Below are 17,539 nucleotides of genomic sequence, written 5' to 3'. Positions count from 1 at the left end.
GCGGTTCGTTCCGTGTGGCTGAGGACGCGCACACGTAAGGGATCACTTTGGCGATGAACCGTTCATGTCAGGGGAACGGAATGCTCAAGAAGACCCCAAGTGTGTGCGATACACGGTCTTCTTGTGTCATCCAGGTGCTCGACCGGCCCCGAACAGCATCAATTTGACGGTAAGTCGACACCGATCCGGCATGCATCGACCCCCCGGCGCGCCGCCCGGGTCCCGCGCGCCAGGGGCGCGCCCCCCGCACCACCGCGCCCGGGCGGCGCCCCCGCGCGGGGCGAACGGGACGGGGGTCGCCCCGTGCCGCACAATGGGCGGAAAGGAGACCGGCGAGCACGCGGGAGCCCCCCACGCCGACGCAGACGACACGAACGACACGAACGACGCGACCGGCACGGTGGCACCGCGGGCCCGCGCGGTACACCGGCAGGACACGAGGCATTCAGCGGACGCCCGCAATGCGCTTGAAACGGTGTGGTGGGATGCTCGTACGCCTTCGGTGCGACTCGCGGAGCCCACCCGGGGAAGCGCCATCGCGGGAAGCCTGACCAGCAAGGATGGGTGGAAGTCGACAATGGACAAGCAGCAGGAATTCGTGCTCCGCACCCTGGAGGAGCGCGACATCAGGTTCGTACGCCTGTGGTTCGCCGACGTGCTCGGGTTCCTCAAGTCCGTCGCCGTGGCTCCGGCCGAGCTTGAGCAGGCGTTCGACGAGGGCATGGGCTTCGACGGCTCGGCGATCGAGGGCTTCGCCCGCGTCTACGAGTCCGACATGATCGCCAAGCCGGACCCCAGCACCTTCCAGGTCCTGCCCTGGCGCGCCGAGGCGCCCGGCACCGCCCGGATGTTCTGCGACATCCTCATGCCCGACGGCTCCCCGTCCTTCGCCGACCCCCGCTACGTCCTCAAGCGCGCCCTCGCGCGCACCTCCGACCTCGGCTTCACCTTCTACACCCACCCCGAGATCGAGTTCTTCCTGCTCAAGGAGAAGCCGGTCGACGGCTCCCGGCCCACCCCCGCCGACTCCTCCGGCTACTTCGACCACACCCCCCAGGCCGTCGGCATGGACTTCCGCCGCCAGGCGATCACCATGCTGGAGTCCATGGGCATCTCGGTCGAGTTCTCCCACCACGAGGGCGCCCCCGGACAGCAGGAGATCGACCTGCGCTACGCCGACGCCCTCTCCACCGCCGACAACATCATGACGTTCCGGCTGGTCATGAAGCAGGTCGCGCTGGAGCAGGGGGTGCAGGCCACCTTCATGCCCAAGCCGTTCTCGGAGTACCCGGGCTCCGGCATGCACACCCACCTCTCCCTCTTCGAGGGCGACCGCAACGCCTTCTACGAGTCCGGCGCCGAGTACCAGCTCTCCAAGGTCGGCCGCTCCTTCATCGCGGGACTGCTGCGGCACTCCGCCGAGATCTCCGCCGTCACCAACCAGTGGGTCAACTCCTACAAGCGCATCTGGGGCGGCTCCGAGCGCACCGCGGGCGCCGGAGGCGAGGCCCCCTCGTACATCTGCTGGGGCCACAACAACCGCTCCGCGCTGATCCGCGTGCCCATGTACAAGCCGGGCAAGACCGGCTCCGCGCGCATCGAGGTGCGCTCCCTCGACAGCGGCTGCAACCCCTACCTGGCGTACGCGCTGCTGCTCGCCGCGGGCCTCAAGGGCATCGACGAGAACTACGAGCTGGGCCCCGGCGCCGACGACGACGTCTGGGCGCTCAGCGACGCCGAGCGCCGCGCCATGGGCATCGAGCCGCTGCCGCAGAACCTCGGCGAGGCCATCGCCCTGATGGAGCGCAGCGAACTGGTCGCGGAGACCCTCGGCGAACACGTCTTCTCGTTCTTCCTCGCCAACAAGAAGCACGAGTGGGAGGAGTACCGCTCCGAGGTCACCGCCTTCGAGCTGCGCAAGAACCTGCCGGTGCTCTGAACCGCCGCGGGGGCCGGGGCCCCCGCGCGGCCCGCTCCCGGCGCCCGGCACCGCGCCCCCGGCACCCCGCGCGGCGCCCGCGCCCCTCGAAACACGCACGCCCCGAGCCAACCGCAGACATCCGGCATATCCTCATCCATCCGGCATTGCGGCTTGTAAAAAACAGACATCATCCTTGTAAAGGGCAGGACTCATCCCCGGGCACGCTCCCGGGAGCCCGACGTAGGCTCGGGTCCTTGATCGGACAGGGCCGGGCCGTACCGGTCCGGACGGGAGGCCCCCGAGATGACGGTGCCGCAAGGGCGCAGAAGCAGCACGTTCACCAGGCTGCTGCGGCTCGGCTTCACCGACCCCTCCGCCGCCGAGCGCCTGCTGGAGGACGAGGCGCTCGCCCGGGTGCGCTCCGACTCCGTACTCCTCGAAGCGCTCGGCGCCACCGCCGACCCCGACCAGGCGCTCCTCGGCCTCGCCAGGCTCGTCGAGGCGCAGCGGGACGCCGGGGGCCGCATCGAGCTGCTCGACACCCTGCTCGCCGCCAAGCCGCTGCGCGACCGGCTCCTCGGCGTCCTCGGCGCCTCCGAGGCCCTCGGCGACCACCTCGCCCGCCACCCCCTGGACTGGCAGGCCCTCGTCACCTACGAGCAGCGGGACCTGCACCCGGGCGTCGCGGAGTTCGAGCGCGGCCTCGCCGACGTGGCGGGGCCCGTGGCGCTGCGGATCGCCTACCGCAGGGCGCTCCTCTCCATCGCCGCCCGCGACGTCTGCGGCACCATCGACGTCGCCGAGACCGCCGCGGAGCTGGCCGACCTCGCCACCGCCACGCTCCGCAGCGCCCTCTCGCTCGCCCGCGACGCCGCGCCCGCCGACGCCGCGCTCTGCCGCCTCGCCGTGATCGCCATGGGCAAGTGCGGGGGACACGAGCTGAACTACGTCTCCGACGTCGACGTCATCTTCGTCGCGGAACCCGCCGACGACGTCCCCGAGGACGAGGCGCTGCCCGCCGCCACCCGGCTCGCCTCCCATCTGATGCGGATCTGCTCCGACACCACCGTCGAGGGCACCATCTGGCCCGTCGACGCCAACCTGCGCCCCGAGGGTCGCAACGGCCCCCTCGTGCGCACCCTCGCCAGCCACATCGCCTACTACCAGCGCTGGGCCAAGGCGTGGGAGTTCCAGGCGCTGCTGAAGGCCCGCGCCGTCGCGGGCGACGAGGAGCTGGGCGCCGCCTACCTCGACGCCGTCGCCCCGATGGTCTGGCAGGTCGCCGAGCGCGACAACTTCATCGACGACGTGCAGAAGATGCGCCGCCGCGTCATCGCCAACATCCCCGTCGGCGAGGTCGACAGGGAGCTGAAGCTCGGCCCCGGCGGGCTGCGCGACGTCGAGTTCGCCGTCCAGCTCCTTCAGCTCGTGCACGGCCGCAGCGACTCCGCGCTGCGCAGCGGCAACACCCTCGTGGCGCTCGCCGCGCTCGCCGCGGGCGGCTACATCGGCCGGGTCGACGCCGTCCAGCTCGACGACGCCTACCGCTTCCTGCGCTCCCTCGAACACCGCCTCCAGCTCCACCGGCTGCGCCGCACCCACCTGGTGCCCGAGGACGACGCGGAGCTGCGCCGCCTCGGCCGCTCGCTCGGCCTGCGCACCGAGCCCATCTCCGAGCTGGGCGCGGCCTGGCGGCGCCACACCTCGGTCGCCCGCAGGCTCCACGAGAAGCTGTTCTACCGGCCGCTGCTCGACGCCGTCGCCCAACTGGCGCCCGGCGAGGCCCGGCTGAGCCCGGACGCCGCCAGGGAGCGCCTCGTCGCCCTCGGCTACGCCGACCCGTCAGCCGCGCTGCGCCATATCGAGGCGCTGGCGTCCGGGGTGACCCGCAAGGCCGCCATCCAGCGCACCCTGCTGCCGGTACTGCTCGGCTGGTTCGCCGACTCCGCCGACCCGGACGCCGGGCTGCTGAACTTCCGCAAGGTCTCCGACGCGCTCGGCAAGACCCCCTGGTACCTGCGGCTGCTGCGCGACGAGGGCGCCGCCGCCGAGAACCTGGCCCGGGTGCTGTCCGCCGGGCGGCTCGCGCCCGACCTGCTGCTGCGCGCCCCCGAGGCGGTCGCCCTCCTCGGCGACGGGCCCGGGCTCGAACCCCGCGGCAGGGCCGCGCTGGAACAGGAGACCCTGGCCGCCGTCGGCCGCGCCGAGAACGGCGAGCAGGCCGTCGCCGCCGCCCGCGGCGTGCGCAGGCGCGAGCTGTTCCGCACCGCGGCCCGCGACATCATCGCCTCCCACGGCACCGAGGAGAGCCCCGCCGAGGTCGACCCCGGCGCCCTCGTCGACCTGGTGGGCGACGCGGTCTCCGACGTGACCGCCGCGGCCATCGCCGGCACCCTGCGCGCCGTCGTCCGCACCGGCTGGGGCGACACCCTGCCGACCCGGTTCGCGGTCATCGGCATGGGCCGCTTCGGCGGGCACGAACTGGGCTACGGCTCCGACGCCGACGTCCTCTTCGTCCACGAGCCCCGCCCGGGCGACGACGAGCGGGAGGCGGCCCGCGCCGCGAACACCGTGGTCGCCGAGATGCGCAGGCTCCTCCAGATCCCCAGCTCCGACCCGCCCCTGGTGATCGACGCCGACCTGCGGCCCGAGGGCAAGTCGGGCCCGCTGGTGCGCACCCTCGGCTCCTACGAGGCGTACTACCGCCGCTGGTCGCTGACGTGGGAGTCGCACGCGCTGCTGCGCGCCGACTTCGTCGCGGGCGACGCGGACCTCGGCCGCCGCTTCCTCGCCCTGATCGACCCGCTGCGCTACCCCCCCGAGGGGCTGTCCGACGACGCGGTGCGCGACATCAGGCGGCTGAAGGCGCGCATGGAGTCCGAGCGGATGCCGCGCGGCGCCGACCCCACCCTGCACAGCAAGCTCGGCCGCGGCGGCCTGTCCGACGTGGAGTGGACCGTGCAACTGCTCCAGTTGCGCCACGCGGGACGCGTCCCCGAACTGCGCACCCCCCGCACCAGGGACGCCCTCGCCGCCGCGAGCGCCGCGGGGCTGCTGCCCGCGGAGGACGTCGCCGTCCTCGACGAGGCGTGGGTGCTGGCGACCCGGGTGCGCAACGCCGTCATGCTGGTGCGCGGCAGGGCGGGCGACATGTTCCCCTCGGAGGGCCGGGAGCTGGGCGCCGTCGGCCGCTACCTCGGCTACGGGCCGGGGCAGACCGGCGACATGCTGGAGGCGTACCGGCGCACCACCCGCAGGGCGCGGGCGGTGGTCGAGGAGCACTTCTACGGGGCGCCCGTGGGGTGAACGGCGGCCCTCAGGGCCGATGAGCGGCGCCCGCCCTCAAGGGCCCGCCCCTGCGCTGCCGAGCCCGCGCCGCCGCCCCCCTGCGGCGCGGCGGCCCGGCGTCAGGCCCTTCTCGCCGCGGGCAGCGACCCGGGCGGCGGCTTGAGCGGCTGCACCGTGCGCGGCAGGGTGTACGGCAGCCGCCCGTACAGCGCCTTGCACACCGCGTAGCCGGCGGCCAGGCAGATGATGCCGCCGACCGCGTCGAGCCAGAAGTGGTTGGCGGTGGCCACGATCACCGTCAGCGTCAGCATCGGGTACAGCAGCCCCAGCACCCTGGCCCACGGCACCGACGCCAGCGCGAAGATCGTCAGCCCGCACCACAGCGACCACCCGATGTGCATGGACGGCATCGCCGCGTACTGGTTGGAGACGTGCTTCAGGTCGCCTGACGCCATCGAGCCCCACGTCCTGTGCACCAGCACCGTGTCCACGAAGTTGCTGCCCGGCATCAGCCGCGGCGGCGCGAGCGGGAACAGGTAGTAGCCGATCAGCGCCGTGCCGGTGGCGACGAACAGCACCGTGCGGGCCGCCGCGAAGCGCCCCGGGTGCTTTCTGAACAGCCAGACCAGCACCCCTATGGTCACGATGAAGTGCAGCGTCGCGTAGTAGTAGTTCATCCCGACGATCAGCCAGCTCACCGAGTTCAGCGCGTGGTTCACGGAGCCCTCGACCGCGATGCCCAGATGGTGTTCGAGCGACCACAGCCAGTGCGCGTTGCGCAGTGCCGCGCCGCGCTGCTCGGGCACGGCGTTACGGATGAGCGAGTAGATCCAGTACGCGAGCCCGATCAGGAGTACCTCGAACCACAGCCGGGGCCTGCGCGGGGTGCGCAGGCGCAGCGCGACCGCCCGGACGGCGCGGTACGTCCGCCCGCGCTCGCGGTCCGGCATGGGTGAGTCGGTGGCTCCCTGCGGGCCTTCCAGTGTGGTCACGATTCGGTCACCCATAGTCAGAGTCTGCCAGAAACCCCGTCCACGGCCGATCATCCCCCGGTCGGGTCAAGAACGCATTTCTGTCCACCCTAGGAACGACTCCGTTCTCCGCCATGGGAGGCGGTCGAGCCCCTGACCACCAGTTCCGGCATGAACACGAACTCGCTGTGCGGCGCGGGCGTCCCCGCCACCTCCTCAAGGAGGGCGCGCACCGCGGCCTGGCCCATCGCCGTCACCGGCTTGCGCACGGTCGTCAGCGGCGGGTCGGTGAACGCGATCAGCGGCGAGTCGTCGAATCCCACCACCGACACGTCCTGCGGCACCCGAAGGCCGTGCCCGCGCGCCGCCCTGATCGCGCCGAGCGCCATCATGTCGCTCGCGCACACCAGCGCCGTACAGCCCCGCTCAAGCAGCGCGGCGGCCGCCGCCTGCCCGCCCTCCAGCGAGTAGAGCGAGTGCTCCACCAGGCTCTCCTCGACGGCCTCGGCGTCCCCGGCGCCGGGCCCGAGCAGTTCCCGCATGGCCCGTACGAACCCCTCGATCTTCCGCTGCACCGGCACATAGCGCCGCGGCCCCAGCGCCAGCCCCACCCGGGTGTGCCCCAGCGACACCAGATGCGTCACCGCGAGCTGTGCCGCCGCCCGGTCGTCGGGCGAGATGAACGGTGCCCGCACCTTCGGCGAGAACCCGTCGACCAGCACGAACGGCACCCCCTGCGCGCGTAGCTGCTCGTAGCGGCCCATGTCGGCCGTGGTGTCCGAGTGGAGCCCTGACACATAGATGATGCCCGCGACGCCGCGTTCCACCAGCATCTCCGTCAGTTCGTCCTCGGCGGGACCGCCCTCGGTCTGCGTCGCCAGGATCGGGGTGTACCCCTGGCGGGTCAGGGCCTGGCCGATGACCTGCGCCATCGCGGGGAAGATCGGGTTCTCCAGCTCGGGGATGATCAGGCCGACCAGGCCCGCGCTGCGTCTGCGCAGCCGCAGCGGGCGCTCGTAGCCGAGCACGTCGAGCGCGGCGAGCACGGACTGACGGGTCGTCGGGGCCACCCCCGGCTTGCCGTTCAGCACCCGGCTCACGGTCGCCTCGCTGACGCCCGCCCGGGCCGCGATGTCGGCGAGCCGTGTGGTCACGTGTCCGGACTGTACCGGGCCGCCCCCGCGCTGCCCACCGATACCGGCCCCCGACCCGCCCGTTGCCCCCGACCCGCCTCCGCGCCGCACCATGCCGTGGCCTCCCGCCCCTGCCGTCCGTCAGCCGTCCGTATGCCGTACGTGTGCCGATGTCGTCCGCCGTCCGTACCGCCCGCACGGCGTCCGTGCGCGCCGCCACGCGCGCCCGTGTTCCCGCCGGGAAGCCGCCGGAGGCAACCGCTTGCAGATTCTTGCACGCCCCGAAAGCGCCCCCAAGTCCCGCTTTCCGCGCCCTCGTGCCCCTACTGACGGTCACAACTGGATAACCGTCGGGATATTTTTCGCCATATTGCTGCAAGCTATTTCGTAAGTGACAGCGCCGTTACGAGAGGCGTCGCCCGGTCGCGCGGCGGGGAGGCGGCCGGGCGCTCTCACGCCTGCCCGTCCGACCAGTCAGGAAGCCATGACTCGAGACACCGCAGCCATCACCCCCCGGCCGCGGCGGGCACCCACCGCCCCCGCGAGGCACGGCGACTGGTGGCGCGACGCCGTCATCTACCAGGTCTATCCGCGCAGTTTCGCCGACGGCGACGGCGACGGCGTCGGGGACCTGCCCGGCATCCGCGCCCGGCTGCCGTATCTGAGCCGGCTCGGCGTCGACGCCCTCTGGCTCAGCCCCTTCTACACCTCGCCGGGCGCCGACGGCGGCTACGACGTCGCCGACTACCGCGGTGTCGACCCGCTGTTCGGCGGCCTGTTCGACGCCGACGCGCTGATCTCGGACGCCCACGCGCTCGGTCTGCGCGTCATCGTCGACGTGGTGCCCAACCACTCGTCCGACCAGCACGAGTGGTTCCGCCGCGCCCTCGCGCAGGGCCCGGGATCGCCGCTGCGCGCGCGCTACCACTTCCGGCCCGGCCGCGGCCCGCACGGCGAACTGCCGCCCAACGACTGGGAGTCCGTCTTCGGCGGCCCCGCATGGACCAGGACCACCGACCCCGACGGCACCCCGGGCGACTGGTACCTCCACCTCTTCGCGCCGCAGCAGCCCGACTTCGACTGGGACCACCCCGCGGTCGCCGACGAGTTCCGCTCCGTGCTGCGCTTCTGGCTCGACATGGGCGTCGACGGCTTCCGCGTCGACGTCGCACACGGCCTCGTCAAGGCGCCCGGGCTGCCCGACATCGGCCACAGCGGCCAGGCCAGGCTGCTCGGCAGCGCCGCCATGCCCTTCTTCGACCAGGACGGGGTGCACGAGGTCTACCGCTCCTGGCGCTCCGTCGCCGACGAGTACGCGGGCCAGCGCATCTTCGTCGCCGAGGCGTGGACCCCCACCGTCGAGCGCACCGCGCGCTACGTCCGCCCGGGCGAGCTGCACCAGGCGTTCAACTTCCAGTACCTGACGACGCCGTGGGACGCCGCGGAGCTGCGCACCGTCATCGACCGCTCCCTCGACGCGATGCGCCCCGTCGGTGCCCCCACCACCTGGGTGCTCTCCAACCACGACGTCACCCGGCACGCCACCCGCCTCGGCAACCCGCCGGGCCTCGGCACCCAACTGCGCACCCCCGGCGACCCGGTGCTCGGGCTGCGCAGGGCGCGCGCCGCGACGCTGCTGATGCTGGCGCTGCCCGGCTCCGCCTACCTCTACCAGGGCGAGGAGCTGGGCCTGCCGGACGTCGTCGACCTCCCCGACGAGGCGCGCCGCGACCCCTCGTTCTTCCGCGCCGACGGGCAGGACGGCTTCCGCGACGGCTGCCGGGTGCCGCTCCCCTGGACCAAGAACGGCCCCTCGTACGGCTTCGGCTCCGGCGGCGCCTGGCTGCCGCAGCCCCCGCACTGGGGCGAGCTGAGCGTGGAGGCGCAGACCGGCACCCCCGGCTCCACCCTTGAGCTGTACCGCGCGGCCCTCGCCGCCCGCCGCGAGCACCCCGCGCTCGGCGCGGGGGACTCCGTGGAGTGGCTGGCCGCGCCCGGGGGCGTGCTCGCGCACCGCCGCACCGGCGGGGGCCGCACCCTGGTGTGCGTCACCAACACCACGGGCGCCGCGGTGCGCGTGCCGGCGTACGGGGCGGTGCTGCTTGCCAGCGGCCCCGAGGAGATCCGGGTGTGCGACGGGATCGCGGAGGTCCCGGGGGACACCACGGTGTGGTGGACCGCCTGAGACACCCCCGGCCAGGTCCTGGCGCGCCCCGGCCGATGGGGGCGCGCCAGGACCGCAAGCCGTTGCGCAGGCCACCGCGCGCGGGCCCGTCCCCGGCCGCCTCCGCGCACCCCGGGCGCCGTCGCGCGCGCCTCCCGCAGGCGCCGTACACCCGGTGCTTGCCGCAAGAACCGGCGGCGCACGCCCGGCCGCGCCCCGGCGCGCACCCCGTCAGAGAGAGGCGCCCTCGGCCGTGGCGTCCTCGGCGTCCACACCGCCCCGGGCGCTGACACCGCCCACCGCGGCCTCGCCGCCCGTGCGGTCCACGCCGTCCGCGCCCCCCTCGGTGTCCCGCGGTGCGGTGAACGCCGACAGGCTGCCGAGCAGGGTGTGCAGCGGTCCTGTGCCGTGCTCCTCGGCGAGCAGCCGCCCCAGTACGCCGGCCATGCCCGGGTCCTGTGCGGCGGCCACCGCGACCAGTGCCGCGAAGTCGCCCACCAGCTTCAGTTCGAGTTCCGCGCGCGGCACCGCGCGGTCCTCCAGCCAGATCAGCGCCGTGGACTCGGCGAGCGACACCCAGGAGCGCACCACGAGTTCGAGCCGCGGCGGCGGGTCCTGGGCGTCGAGATGGCTGAGTATCTGCACCTTGGCGGCCTCCCGCACCCCCTCCACGAGGGCGCTCGCCGCCGAGGAGCCCGCCGCGGGGCCGCCCCGCATCAGCGCGGAGAACCCCGGTCCGTGCTCCTCCACGAAGTCGAAGAACCGCCCCATCACCCGCAGCAGCCGGGCCCCGAGCGGCCCCTGCCTCGGCTCCGTGAAGCGCTCCGCCAGGTCCTCCGCCGCACGCCTCAACGCGGCCTCGTAGAGGCTGAGTTTGCCGGGGAAGTAGTGGTAGACGAGCGGGCGTGAGATGCCCGCGGAGGCCGCTATCTCGTCGATCGAGACATCGTCGGGCGAGCGCTGGCTGAACAGTTCGAGCGCGACCCCGATCAACTGCCGCCGCCGCTCCTCGACTCCCATCCTGCGACGTACCCCGGTTGTCATACGAACACCTTACCGACCAGTTCGAGACATCCGGAGTTCGCGGCCCCGGCCGTACGGGAGCGGCGACCTCCCCAGGTGCGCCCTCCGGGCGGCGGAGGACCTCAGCCGAGCCGCAGCACCAACTTTCCGCGCGCCCGGTGCGACCTGCTCAGTTCGAGTGCGGCGGGCCAGTCCTCCAGGGAGAAGGTGCGGGACACCGGGATGGCGAAGCGGCCCTCGGCGGCCAGCCGCCCGAACGTGCCGAGCACGTCGTAACGCGGCCCGCCGCCGATGTCGAGTGCGGACCGCACGCCCAACTCCCTGGCGGGCTCGGGGCCGCCGACCGTCAGCACGTGCTCCGGCGCCTTGACGGTGCGGACGAGTTCCGCCAGTGCGTTGCTGAACGGCGCGGTGTCGAGGGCGAGTTCGACCGGGCCCCCGGCGAGTTCCGTCACCCGCCGGGCCATGCCGTCGCCGTAACCGGTCACCTCGACGCCGATGTCACGGAGGGCCGCGGCGTGTGTCTCGCCCGCCGTGGCGATCACCCGAGCCCCGCGCCCGGCCGCGATCTGTGCCGCGGCGTGCCCCGTGGTGGTGCCCGCGCCGTGAATGAGCACGGTGTGTCCCGAGTCGACGCCGAGCGCGTCAAGCGCCGCGTAAGCCGTGCCCACCGCCATTGGCAGCGCGGCGGCCCCCGCCGTGTCGAGCCCCCGGGGCCGCGGGAACCAGATGTCGAGCAGTGCCTGTTCGGAGGCGCCGGCGGTGGGGCCGGTGAACGGCGCGGGCCCGAACACCGGGTCGCCGATGCCGACGCCGGTCACTCCGTCGCCGACCGCGTCGACGGTGCCGGAGACCTCCAGCCCGATCCCGCGCGGCAGGTCGCCCGCGAACAGGCCGCCGCACAGCCCCCAGTCGGCCGGGTTCAGCCCGCACGCCGTGACGGCGACCCGGATCTGGCCGGGGCCGGGGCGCGGGGGCTCCGCGTCCTCGATCCGCAGTACGTCGGCCGGGTCCCCGTAGGTGTGGAAGCGAAGGGTGCGCATCGGTCTCCTCCCGAGTCGGGACAGCAGAAGTGACGACAGAACCAAAAGTGACGACAGGATCTGTCGACGGTCACGCTAGCAGAGTGACGACAGCATCTGCTGTCATGTGTGTCGACAGCATCTGCTGTCGCTACACTCGTGACATGGCACGGTGGGAGGGCAACGCACGAGGCCGCCTAGAACAGGCGGCGCTCGCCCTGTTCGAGGAGCAGGGCTACGACCGCACCACGGTCGCGCAGATCGCCCAGCGCGCGAACCTGACGGAGCGGTCGTTCTACCGGTGGTTCACGGACAAGCGGGAAGTGCTGTTCGGCGGCGCCCAGGAACTCGGGGAGCAGCTCGTCACGGCCATCGGCGACGTCCCCGAGGGCACCGGTGCGCTGCGGACGCTGCTGGCCGCCTTCGCCACCGCGCCACGGGTGTTCCGGCCCCATGAGTTCCTGCTGCGCAGGGCGGCGGTCATCGCCGCCAACCCGCCCCTCCAGGAACGCGAACTGATCAAGATGGCCACCGTCTCCGAGGAGATCACCGCCGCCCTGCTGAGCCGCGGCTTCGACCGCGCGACCGCGCGGCTGGCCACCGACATCGGTCTCGCCGTGCTGCGGGTGACCACCGAGCGGTGGGTGACCGAGGAGCACACCGACTTCGCCGGGTTCGGCGAGGCGCTGACGGCGGGCGCGGCGGAAGTCCTCGCCGTCGTCGCCGACGGAGTGCCGTCCGCGCCCGCCTCCTGACCGGCCCCCCGCAGCACGCCCCCCCCCGGGTCAGGACAGCGGCGCCAGCTCCCCGCCCCCCGCCAGGGTTCCCTTGAGCCGCGCCTGCGCCCCCTGCTTCGCGGGCAGCGCGAGGACGGGGCCGTGTGCCGTGCCGTCCACGTCGCCGCTCGCCGAGACCGACGTGACGCTCCTGTTCGCCGCCGCGAGCAGGTACCAGTCGCCGCCCTTCGACTTCCACAGCACCCCCGCGAGCACCCCGGAGCCGCGCTCGCCGCACGCCGCCGAGTCCTGCGCCTCCGCCACCGGGGACGCCATCGGGTGCTTCGGCGCGAGGAACTGGGCGAGGACCCTGCTGCCGGTGCCCCGCCATGTCTCGGCCCTGGTGCACAGCCACTTCGCGGTGCCGTTCGCCTCCGGCAGCTCCTGGTCCGCGTACGGCCACGAGTTCACCGTGCGTACCCCGTGCCCGCGCAGCGCCCCGAGCGAGCACGCCGTGTGCTGCCAGTCCGTGAGCGCCGCCGCGCCGACCGAGCCCCGCACGTCGCCGGGGGAGCCGTCGGTGAGCCGGGCGGGCACCAGCTCGCCCAGGTCGGTCAGGAGCGGCGGCGAGGCGCCGTCGCCGAGCTGGAGCACGTTCCACGAGCCGCACTCGCCGCTCTGCGGCGGGCCAGGCACCGGCGCGCTCACCCCGTCGCCGCCACTGTCGAGCGGCTGCGGCTCCGCCTCGGGCTTCAGCAGGTCGCGCACCCGCGCGCCCCGCACCCAGGGCGCCGTCAGAAAGCGCACGTTGGTGTCCGAGCGGTCCACGACCAGCGCGCCCGCCTCGTCCTCGGTGGCGCCGTCCACCCGGGCGAAGTCCAGCGCCGTGGTGCCCTCGCCGCCCTTCGGCTCCGCGTACCGCACCACCCGGAGACCGTCGTAGAACAGCACCACCCGGGTGCCGTCCACGGTGCCCGCGTACAGGAGCTGCGCGGGGCCCGCGGGCGCCCCTGAGGCGGTGCCCGGCGTCGCCGACACATGCACCGAGCCGCCGGGCCGCGCCCACACCGCGAGCGCCCTGCGCAGCAGCGCCTTGTCGCCGACGGCGTCCCCGCGCGCCGGCCACACCGAGAAGTCCCGCCGGGTGGAGCTGTGCCAGGCCGTCGCCGCGGCCGTGGTCACCTTCGCCGGGTCGAGCGCGGCCTCCTGCGCGGGGTTGCGCGCGTACGGCGGCGCGGCGGGACCGTCCGGGCCCCAGCCGTCGCCCGGCAGCCCGAGCAGCGCCCCGCACAGCACCGCGGCGACCGCGGCGGCGAGCGCGGCCTTGCGGTGCTGCCTGCGCCGCATCAGATCGGTGGGCCGTGCCCGCAGCGAGCAGGGGTCGAACTCGGGGGAGCGCAGCAGCGCCGCCGCCCTGTCGTCCTTCGGGTCCCCCGCCTCGTCGAGCGCGGCGTCCGGGTCGTCGGCGCCCGCGGCGTCGAGCACCCGCAGCGTCTCCTCCTCCGTGAGCCCCTCCAGCACCCGCAGCGCGTACGCGGCGCGGCCCGGGCCCGACAGCGCCGCGAGCCGCTGGTCCAGGGCGAGTTCGTCGGCGCCGCCCGAGCGCGGTGTGAGCCTGAGCCCCCACACCAGCGGCAGCGGCGGCGGCAGTTGGGCCCGCTTCGGCACCGCGAACCGCAGCAGCGGCAGCCCCGCCTGGAGCGAGAGCCGCACCACGCGCTCGCGCACGAGCCCATACCCGGGGCCCGCGCCGCGCCCGCCGCCTGCCTGCCGCGGCCCCGGCACCGACGGTTCGAGCGCCCTGGCCCTGCCGCGCGGCAGGGCGCGCTGGGTCAGCGCATGGGCCCTGAGCACCCGGCGGTGTCTGCCGAGCCCCGGCGGCAGCACCAGATAGGCGAGACGCACCAGCCGTGTGTAGTGCTCGACGAGCGCGGCTTCCGCCTGCTCGACATCGACGGCCGGCCCGTCGACGGGCGGATGGTCGGGGTGGGATGCGACGTCCTGTGACTGCACGCTGAGCAAAACGAGCGACCGCGGCGTTGGTCACCCGCCGCCCTCGCGCAGCGCTACGCCCGCCCACCGCGGCCGCGCCCCGGGGGCGCCGCACCGCCCGCCCCGCGCCCGCTCCTGCGGGCTCACTCCACCCGGAACCCGCTGAACTCCACGGTGCCGCGGGCCCCGCCCGCCGCCGTCATGAACAGCCCCGCGTCGCGTGGCCCCGCGCCGCCCGCGGGCGCGCTCGCCACCGGCTGCCACCGCTCGCCGTCCCTCGACCACTCGCCGGTGTACGAGCCGTCGGCCATGCCGAGCCGGAGCACCACGGGCGCCGTCACTCCCGTCACCCGCCGGTAGGTGTCGAGGAGCCCGTCGCCGTCGGCGTCCCAGGAGAGCACCACGCCGTTCGACGGCGTCACCGCCAGATTGACGAAGCCGCCGGAGCCCGCGTCGGCGAGCCCGGCGCGGGCCACGATCCCGGCGCGCGCCCATGGCCCCGTGTGCTCCTGCGCGTCCACCCGCAGCACCACCAGGCCGCCGTCGTCGAGCGCGCCCTCCCGGTAGACGGCGCCGAACTCGGCCGTGGACCGCCACAGGTCGGCCCCCGCCCCGTTCACCGCGAACCGCCCGCCCGCCTGCCCGAACACCGCGTCGTTGGTGGTCACCGTGCGCAGCCCCGCCGCCAGTGGCCCGGCCTCGTACAGCGTGCCCTCGTGGACGGCGCGCACCCGCTCGGCCCCCTGCGGCCCGTACCGCGCGGTCAGCGTGTACGGCAGCGGGCGCAGCGGCTCCGTCAGGGGCGCGCCGGGCGCCGTCACCCGCCAGCTCACGGACCCGCGCCCGGCGGGCGCCACCCCGGGCAGCGCCTCGGCGCCCTCGGGCGCGGCGTCCCCCGCGTCCGGCAGGGCGAGCGTGAAGTCGACGCGGCCCGTGGCGCGCAGCCCGTTGACGTTGGTGAACTCGGCCGTCACGCGCGCGTGCCCGCCAGGGGGCAGCGCGGCGGGCTCCGCGCGCACCGCGAGCCCGCCCTGGTACGGGGCGCCCGCGAGCCGGTCGCGCACCCGCGCCGCCGTCTCGTACGGGTCGCCCGACGGTTCCGTCGCCTCCCCGCCGCGCCGCCGCGTCCACGGCTCCTCGACCGCGTACCAGTCGACCGCCGCGGGCTGCCTGCCCTCCGCGAGCGCCGCGCCCAGCTCGTCCAGCCACCGCTGCCAGCGCGGCAGATGGAACCCGCCGACGAGCCCGTGCCAGTCCCGCGCCGCGTAGTCGTGCAGCCTGCCCGCGTCGGACGTCGCCCGGGTGCCCCACACCGTCACCAGCTCGCGCGCGGTGCGCTCGAAGACCGCCGACTCCCCGGCCGTCGTGCCGAAGCGGCTCGCGGCCTCGGTCCACGGCCCCAGCAGGAACGCCGTGTGCGTGCCGGTCAGTTCGTCGAGCAGCCGCATCAGATCCGTCCACAGCTCCGCAAGCGCCCCGAAGGTGTCCGCGTCGCCGCGCTCGTACGCGGCCCTGAGCTGCGGCAGGTACTGCCTGGCCCGGTGGGTGAGCGCCTGCCTGGCCACGTCCACCACGTCGTAGCGGTAGCCGGGGGAGTCCCGCAGCGGCTCCCCGACGTCGAGCAGCGCGGCGAGGGCGGCGTCGAAGCGCGCCGGGTCGTACGTGAGCGCCGGGGGCGCGTACACCGAGGCGCGCTCGGCCGCCAGGTCGGGGCGCGCCGCGAACAGCGAGTCGTGCGGGTCGCTGCGCCGCACGGCGTGGTGCCGGTACGCGGTCTCGTGCAGCACCCGCCAGGCGCGCCGCGCCGCCGTGTCGCGGCCCCCGTAGCGGTAGTCGGCGTAGCCGCCGTCCCCCGCGAACCAGGCCGCGCCGTCGAACGGCCCCTCCTGCCAGGCCAGTTCGGAGAACAGCTCGAACGCGGCCGGGTCCCTTTCGGTGCCCTCCGGGAGGTACGCGGTCCCGGCGAGCGCGCTGTCCGCGCGGTCCCGCCAGGCGAAGAACCGCTCACGCCACAGATGCGTGCGCGCGCCCAGGGTGGTGCGCCCGCCGAAGTTGGGGATGGTGCCGAAGGCGTACGGGGTGCCGTTCCAGTCCCGCTCCCGCTCGCCGGTCTCCGGGTAGCGGTCGGAGAGACCGTCGACGATCAGCAGCCGCTCCCTGTCCACCGCGTCGAGCAGCGCGGGCAGCGGATTGGCCTCCCAGCCGAGGATGACCCAGGTGGCGTCGGGGCGCGCGGTGAGCAGCGCCTTCTGCACCCCGCGCGCGGCGTCCGCCACGGGCACCCCGCCGGACAGGCCGCCCTCGTGCAGCAGGTCCATCTTGAAGTGCGCGGCGGGCCCGAGGAGTTCGGCCTGGAGCCGGTAGAAGGCCGCGGCGGTGCGCGCGTAGGAGTCGGTGCGCGGGTCGAGCCAGCCGGGGCGCTCGAAGCCGTGCCACGTCCCCTGCGGCACCACGCGCGCGTCGCCCCCCGCGCGCTCGGCGAAGTCCGTGGGCACGTGCCCGTAGTAGCCGGGCAGCACCGGCGCCATGCCGAGTTCACGCAGCCGCCCGGTGATACGGCGCCCGAGGTCCGCGCGGGCCGCGACGACGTCGGCGGAGAGCGGCCCGCCGTATCCGTAGAGGTTCTGAAGCAGCCACCAGGGCTGGTGCGAGGGGGCGGGCAGCCACGCGCGCGCGTCCGCGTCGCCGTACCCGGACTCGGTCAGCAGCCGCCGGTACACGGCCTCGGTGCCCGCGATCACCAGCACCTCGTTGACGCCGTGCAGCGCGAGGACGTCGATCAGCCGCTCCCAGTACGGCCAGTCGGCGTACGGGGCGGTGTAGCCGTCGTTGGTGTCGTTCAGCGCGAACCGGTGCGGCAGCGCGGTGGAGCCCTCGACGGGCGCGGCGGGTGCGGGCAGGGTGCGCGGCAGCGCGGGCACCTCACCGCCCCAGGTGACATGGGCGCCGACGGCGCGCTTCAGATACTGGTGGACGCCGGTCAGCGCGGTGGCGGGGCTGGTCGCGGCGACCGTGAGGCGCCCCGCGGCGCCGTCGACCCGGAAGCGCTGGACACCGTCGGCCACCGGCAGCGCCTCGCATGTGAACTGCCCCTGGTGGCGGGGCAGCAGCCGCCGCAGCGCGGCCCGCGCCGCCGCCATCGGGTCGGGCGCCGCGGCCGCGGACGACCCGGCGCCGAGGGCGAGCCCGGCGCCCAGCAGCCCCGCGGCCCCCAGCAGCGCCCGCCTCGACGGCGGCACGGCGGCCCCGGCGACGGCCTTCTGACGGTACGGAGCGGCCATGGACTTCCCCCCGGGGCATATGTGCGGC

10 protein-coding genes are annotated in these 17,539 nt (G+C 74.5%); 4 read left to right on the top strand and 6 right to left on the bottom strand.

Annotated features, from left to right (window positions below; translation table 11 throughout):
- The first annotated feature begins 577 nt into the window (after nucleotides 1-577).
- On the top strand, nucleotides 578-1,939 hold the full coding sequence (locus tag ACIBIW_RS16345) for a glutamine synthetase family protein (RefSeq protein ID WP_399336472.1): 1,362 nt from the start codon (nucleotides 578-580) through the stop codon (nucleotides 1,937-1,939).
- Between the two features lie 285 nt (nucleotides 1,940-2,224).
- Entirely contained in the window at nucleotides 2,225-5,227 is a 3,003-nt protein-coding gene (locus ACIBIW_RS16340) for a bifunctional [glutamine synthetase] adenylyltransferase/[glutamine synthetase]-adenylyl-L-tyrosine phosphorylase (protein ID WP_399336470.1), read from the top strand.
- A 101-nt stretch (nucleotides 5,228-5,328) separates the two neighbouring features.
- Here the strand turns inward: ACIBIW_RS16340 and ACIBIW_RS16335 are convergent, their stop codons facing one another.
- A complete protein-coding gene (locus ACIBIW_RS16335; RefSeq protein ID WP_399336468.1) occupies nucleotides 5,329-6,216 on the bottom strand; it encodes a phosphatase PAP2 family protein in 888 nt (295 codons plus the stop codon).
- Between the two features lie 74 nt (nucleotides 6,217-6,290).
- Nucleotides 6,291-7,334: a LacI family DNA-binding transcriptional regulator gene (locus tag ACIBIW_RS16330; protein ID WP_399336466.1), complete on the bottom strand. Its 1,044-nt coding sequence runs from the start codon at nucleotides 7,332-7,334 to the stop codon at nucleotides 6,291-6,293.
- Nucleotides 7,335-7,797: 463 nt separating this feature from the next.
- Here ACIBIW_RS16330 and ACIBIW_RS16325 point away from each other — a divergent pair, with 463 nt between their 5' ends.
- A complete protein-coding gene (locus tag ACIBIW_RS16325) occupies nucleotides 7,798-9,498 on the top strand; it encodes a glycoside hydrolase family 13 protein (RefSeq protein ID WP_399336464.1) in 1,701 nt (566 codons plus the stop codon).
- Nucleotides 9,499-9,708: 210 nt separating this feature from the next.
- On the opposite strand, the gene ACIBIW_RS16320 is transcribed toward ACIBIW_RS16325, so the two are convergent.
- Together ACIBIW_RS16320 and ACIBIW_RS16315 are read right to left on the bottom strand one after the other, a co-directional pair.
- A complete protein-coding gene (locus ACIBIW_RS16320; protein WP_399336462.1) occupies nucleotides 9,709-10,521 on the bottom strand; it encodes a TetR/AcrR family transcriptional regulator in 813 nt (270 codons plus the stop codon).
- Between the two features lie 101 nt (nucleotides 10,522-10,622).
- Nucleotides 10,623-11,543 carry an NADP-dependent oxidoreductase gene (locus ACIBIW_RS16315; RefSeq protein ID WP_399336460.1) on the bottom strand — a complete coding sequence of 307 codons (921 nt, stop codon included), beginning with the start codon at nucleotides 11,541-11,543 and terminating at the stop codon, nucleotides 10,623-10,625.
- 143 nt (nucleotides 11,544-11,686) lie between these two features.
- On the opposite strand from ACIBIW_RS16315, the gene ACIBIW_RS16310 reads away from it, so the two are divergent.
- On the top strand, nucleotides 11,687-12,277 hold the full coding sequence (locus tag ACIBIW_RS16310) for a TetR/AcrR family transcriptional regulator (RefSeq protein WP_399336458.1): 591 nt from the start codon (nucleotides 11,687-11,689) through the stop codon (nucleotides 12,275-12,277).
- A gap of 30 nt (nucleotides 12,278-12,307) precedes the next feature.
- On the opposite strand, the gene ACIBIW_RS16305 is transcribed toward ACIBIW_RS16310, so the two are convergent.
- Both ACIBIW_RS16305 and ACIBIW_RS16300 read right to left on the bottom strand, forming a co-directional pair.
- A complete protein-coding gene (locus ACIBIW_RS16305; protein ID WP_399336456.1) occupies nucleotides 12,308-14,251 on the bottom strand; it encodes a hypothetical protein in 1,944 nt (647 codons plus the stop codon).
- A 122-nt stretch (nucleotides 14,252-14,373) separates the two neighbouring features.
- The gene (locus tag ACIBIW_RS16300; protein WP_399336454.1) at nucleotides 14,374-17,511 is read right to left on the bottom strand and encodes an alpha-N-acetylglucosaminidase; all 3,138 of its coding nucleotides are present in this window, start codon (nucleotides 17,509-17,511) and stop codon (nucleotides 14,374-14,376) included.
- Between the last annotated feature and the right edge of the window lie 28 nt (nucleotides 17,512-17,539).

The organism is Streptomyces sp. NPDC050560 (genome assembly GCF_044457285.1).
Classification (GTDB): Bacteria; Actinomycetota; Actinomycetes; order Streptomycetales; family Streptomycetaceae; genus Streptomyces.
Note: the sequence above shows the minus strand (reverse complement) of the source record. Positions and strands in the feature narration are given on the sequence as shown.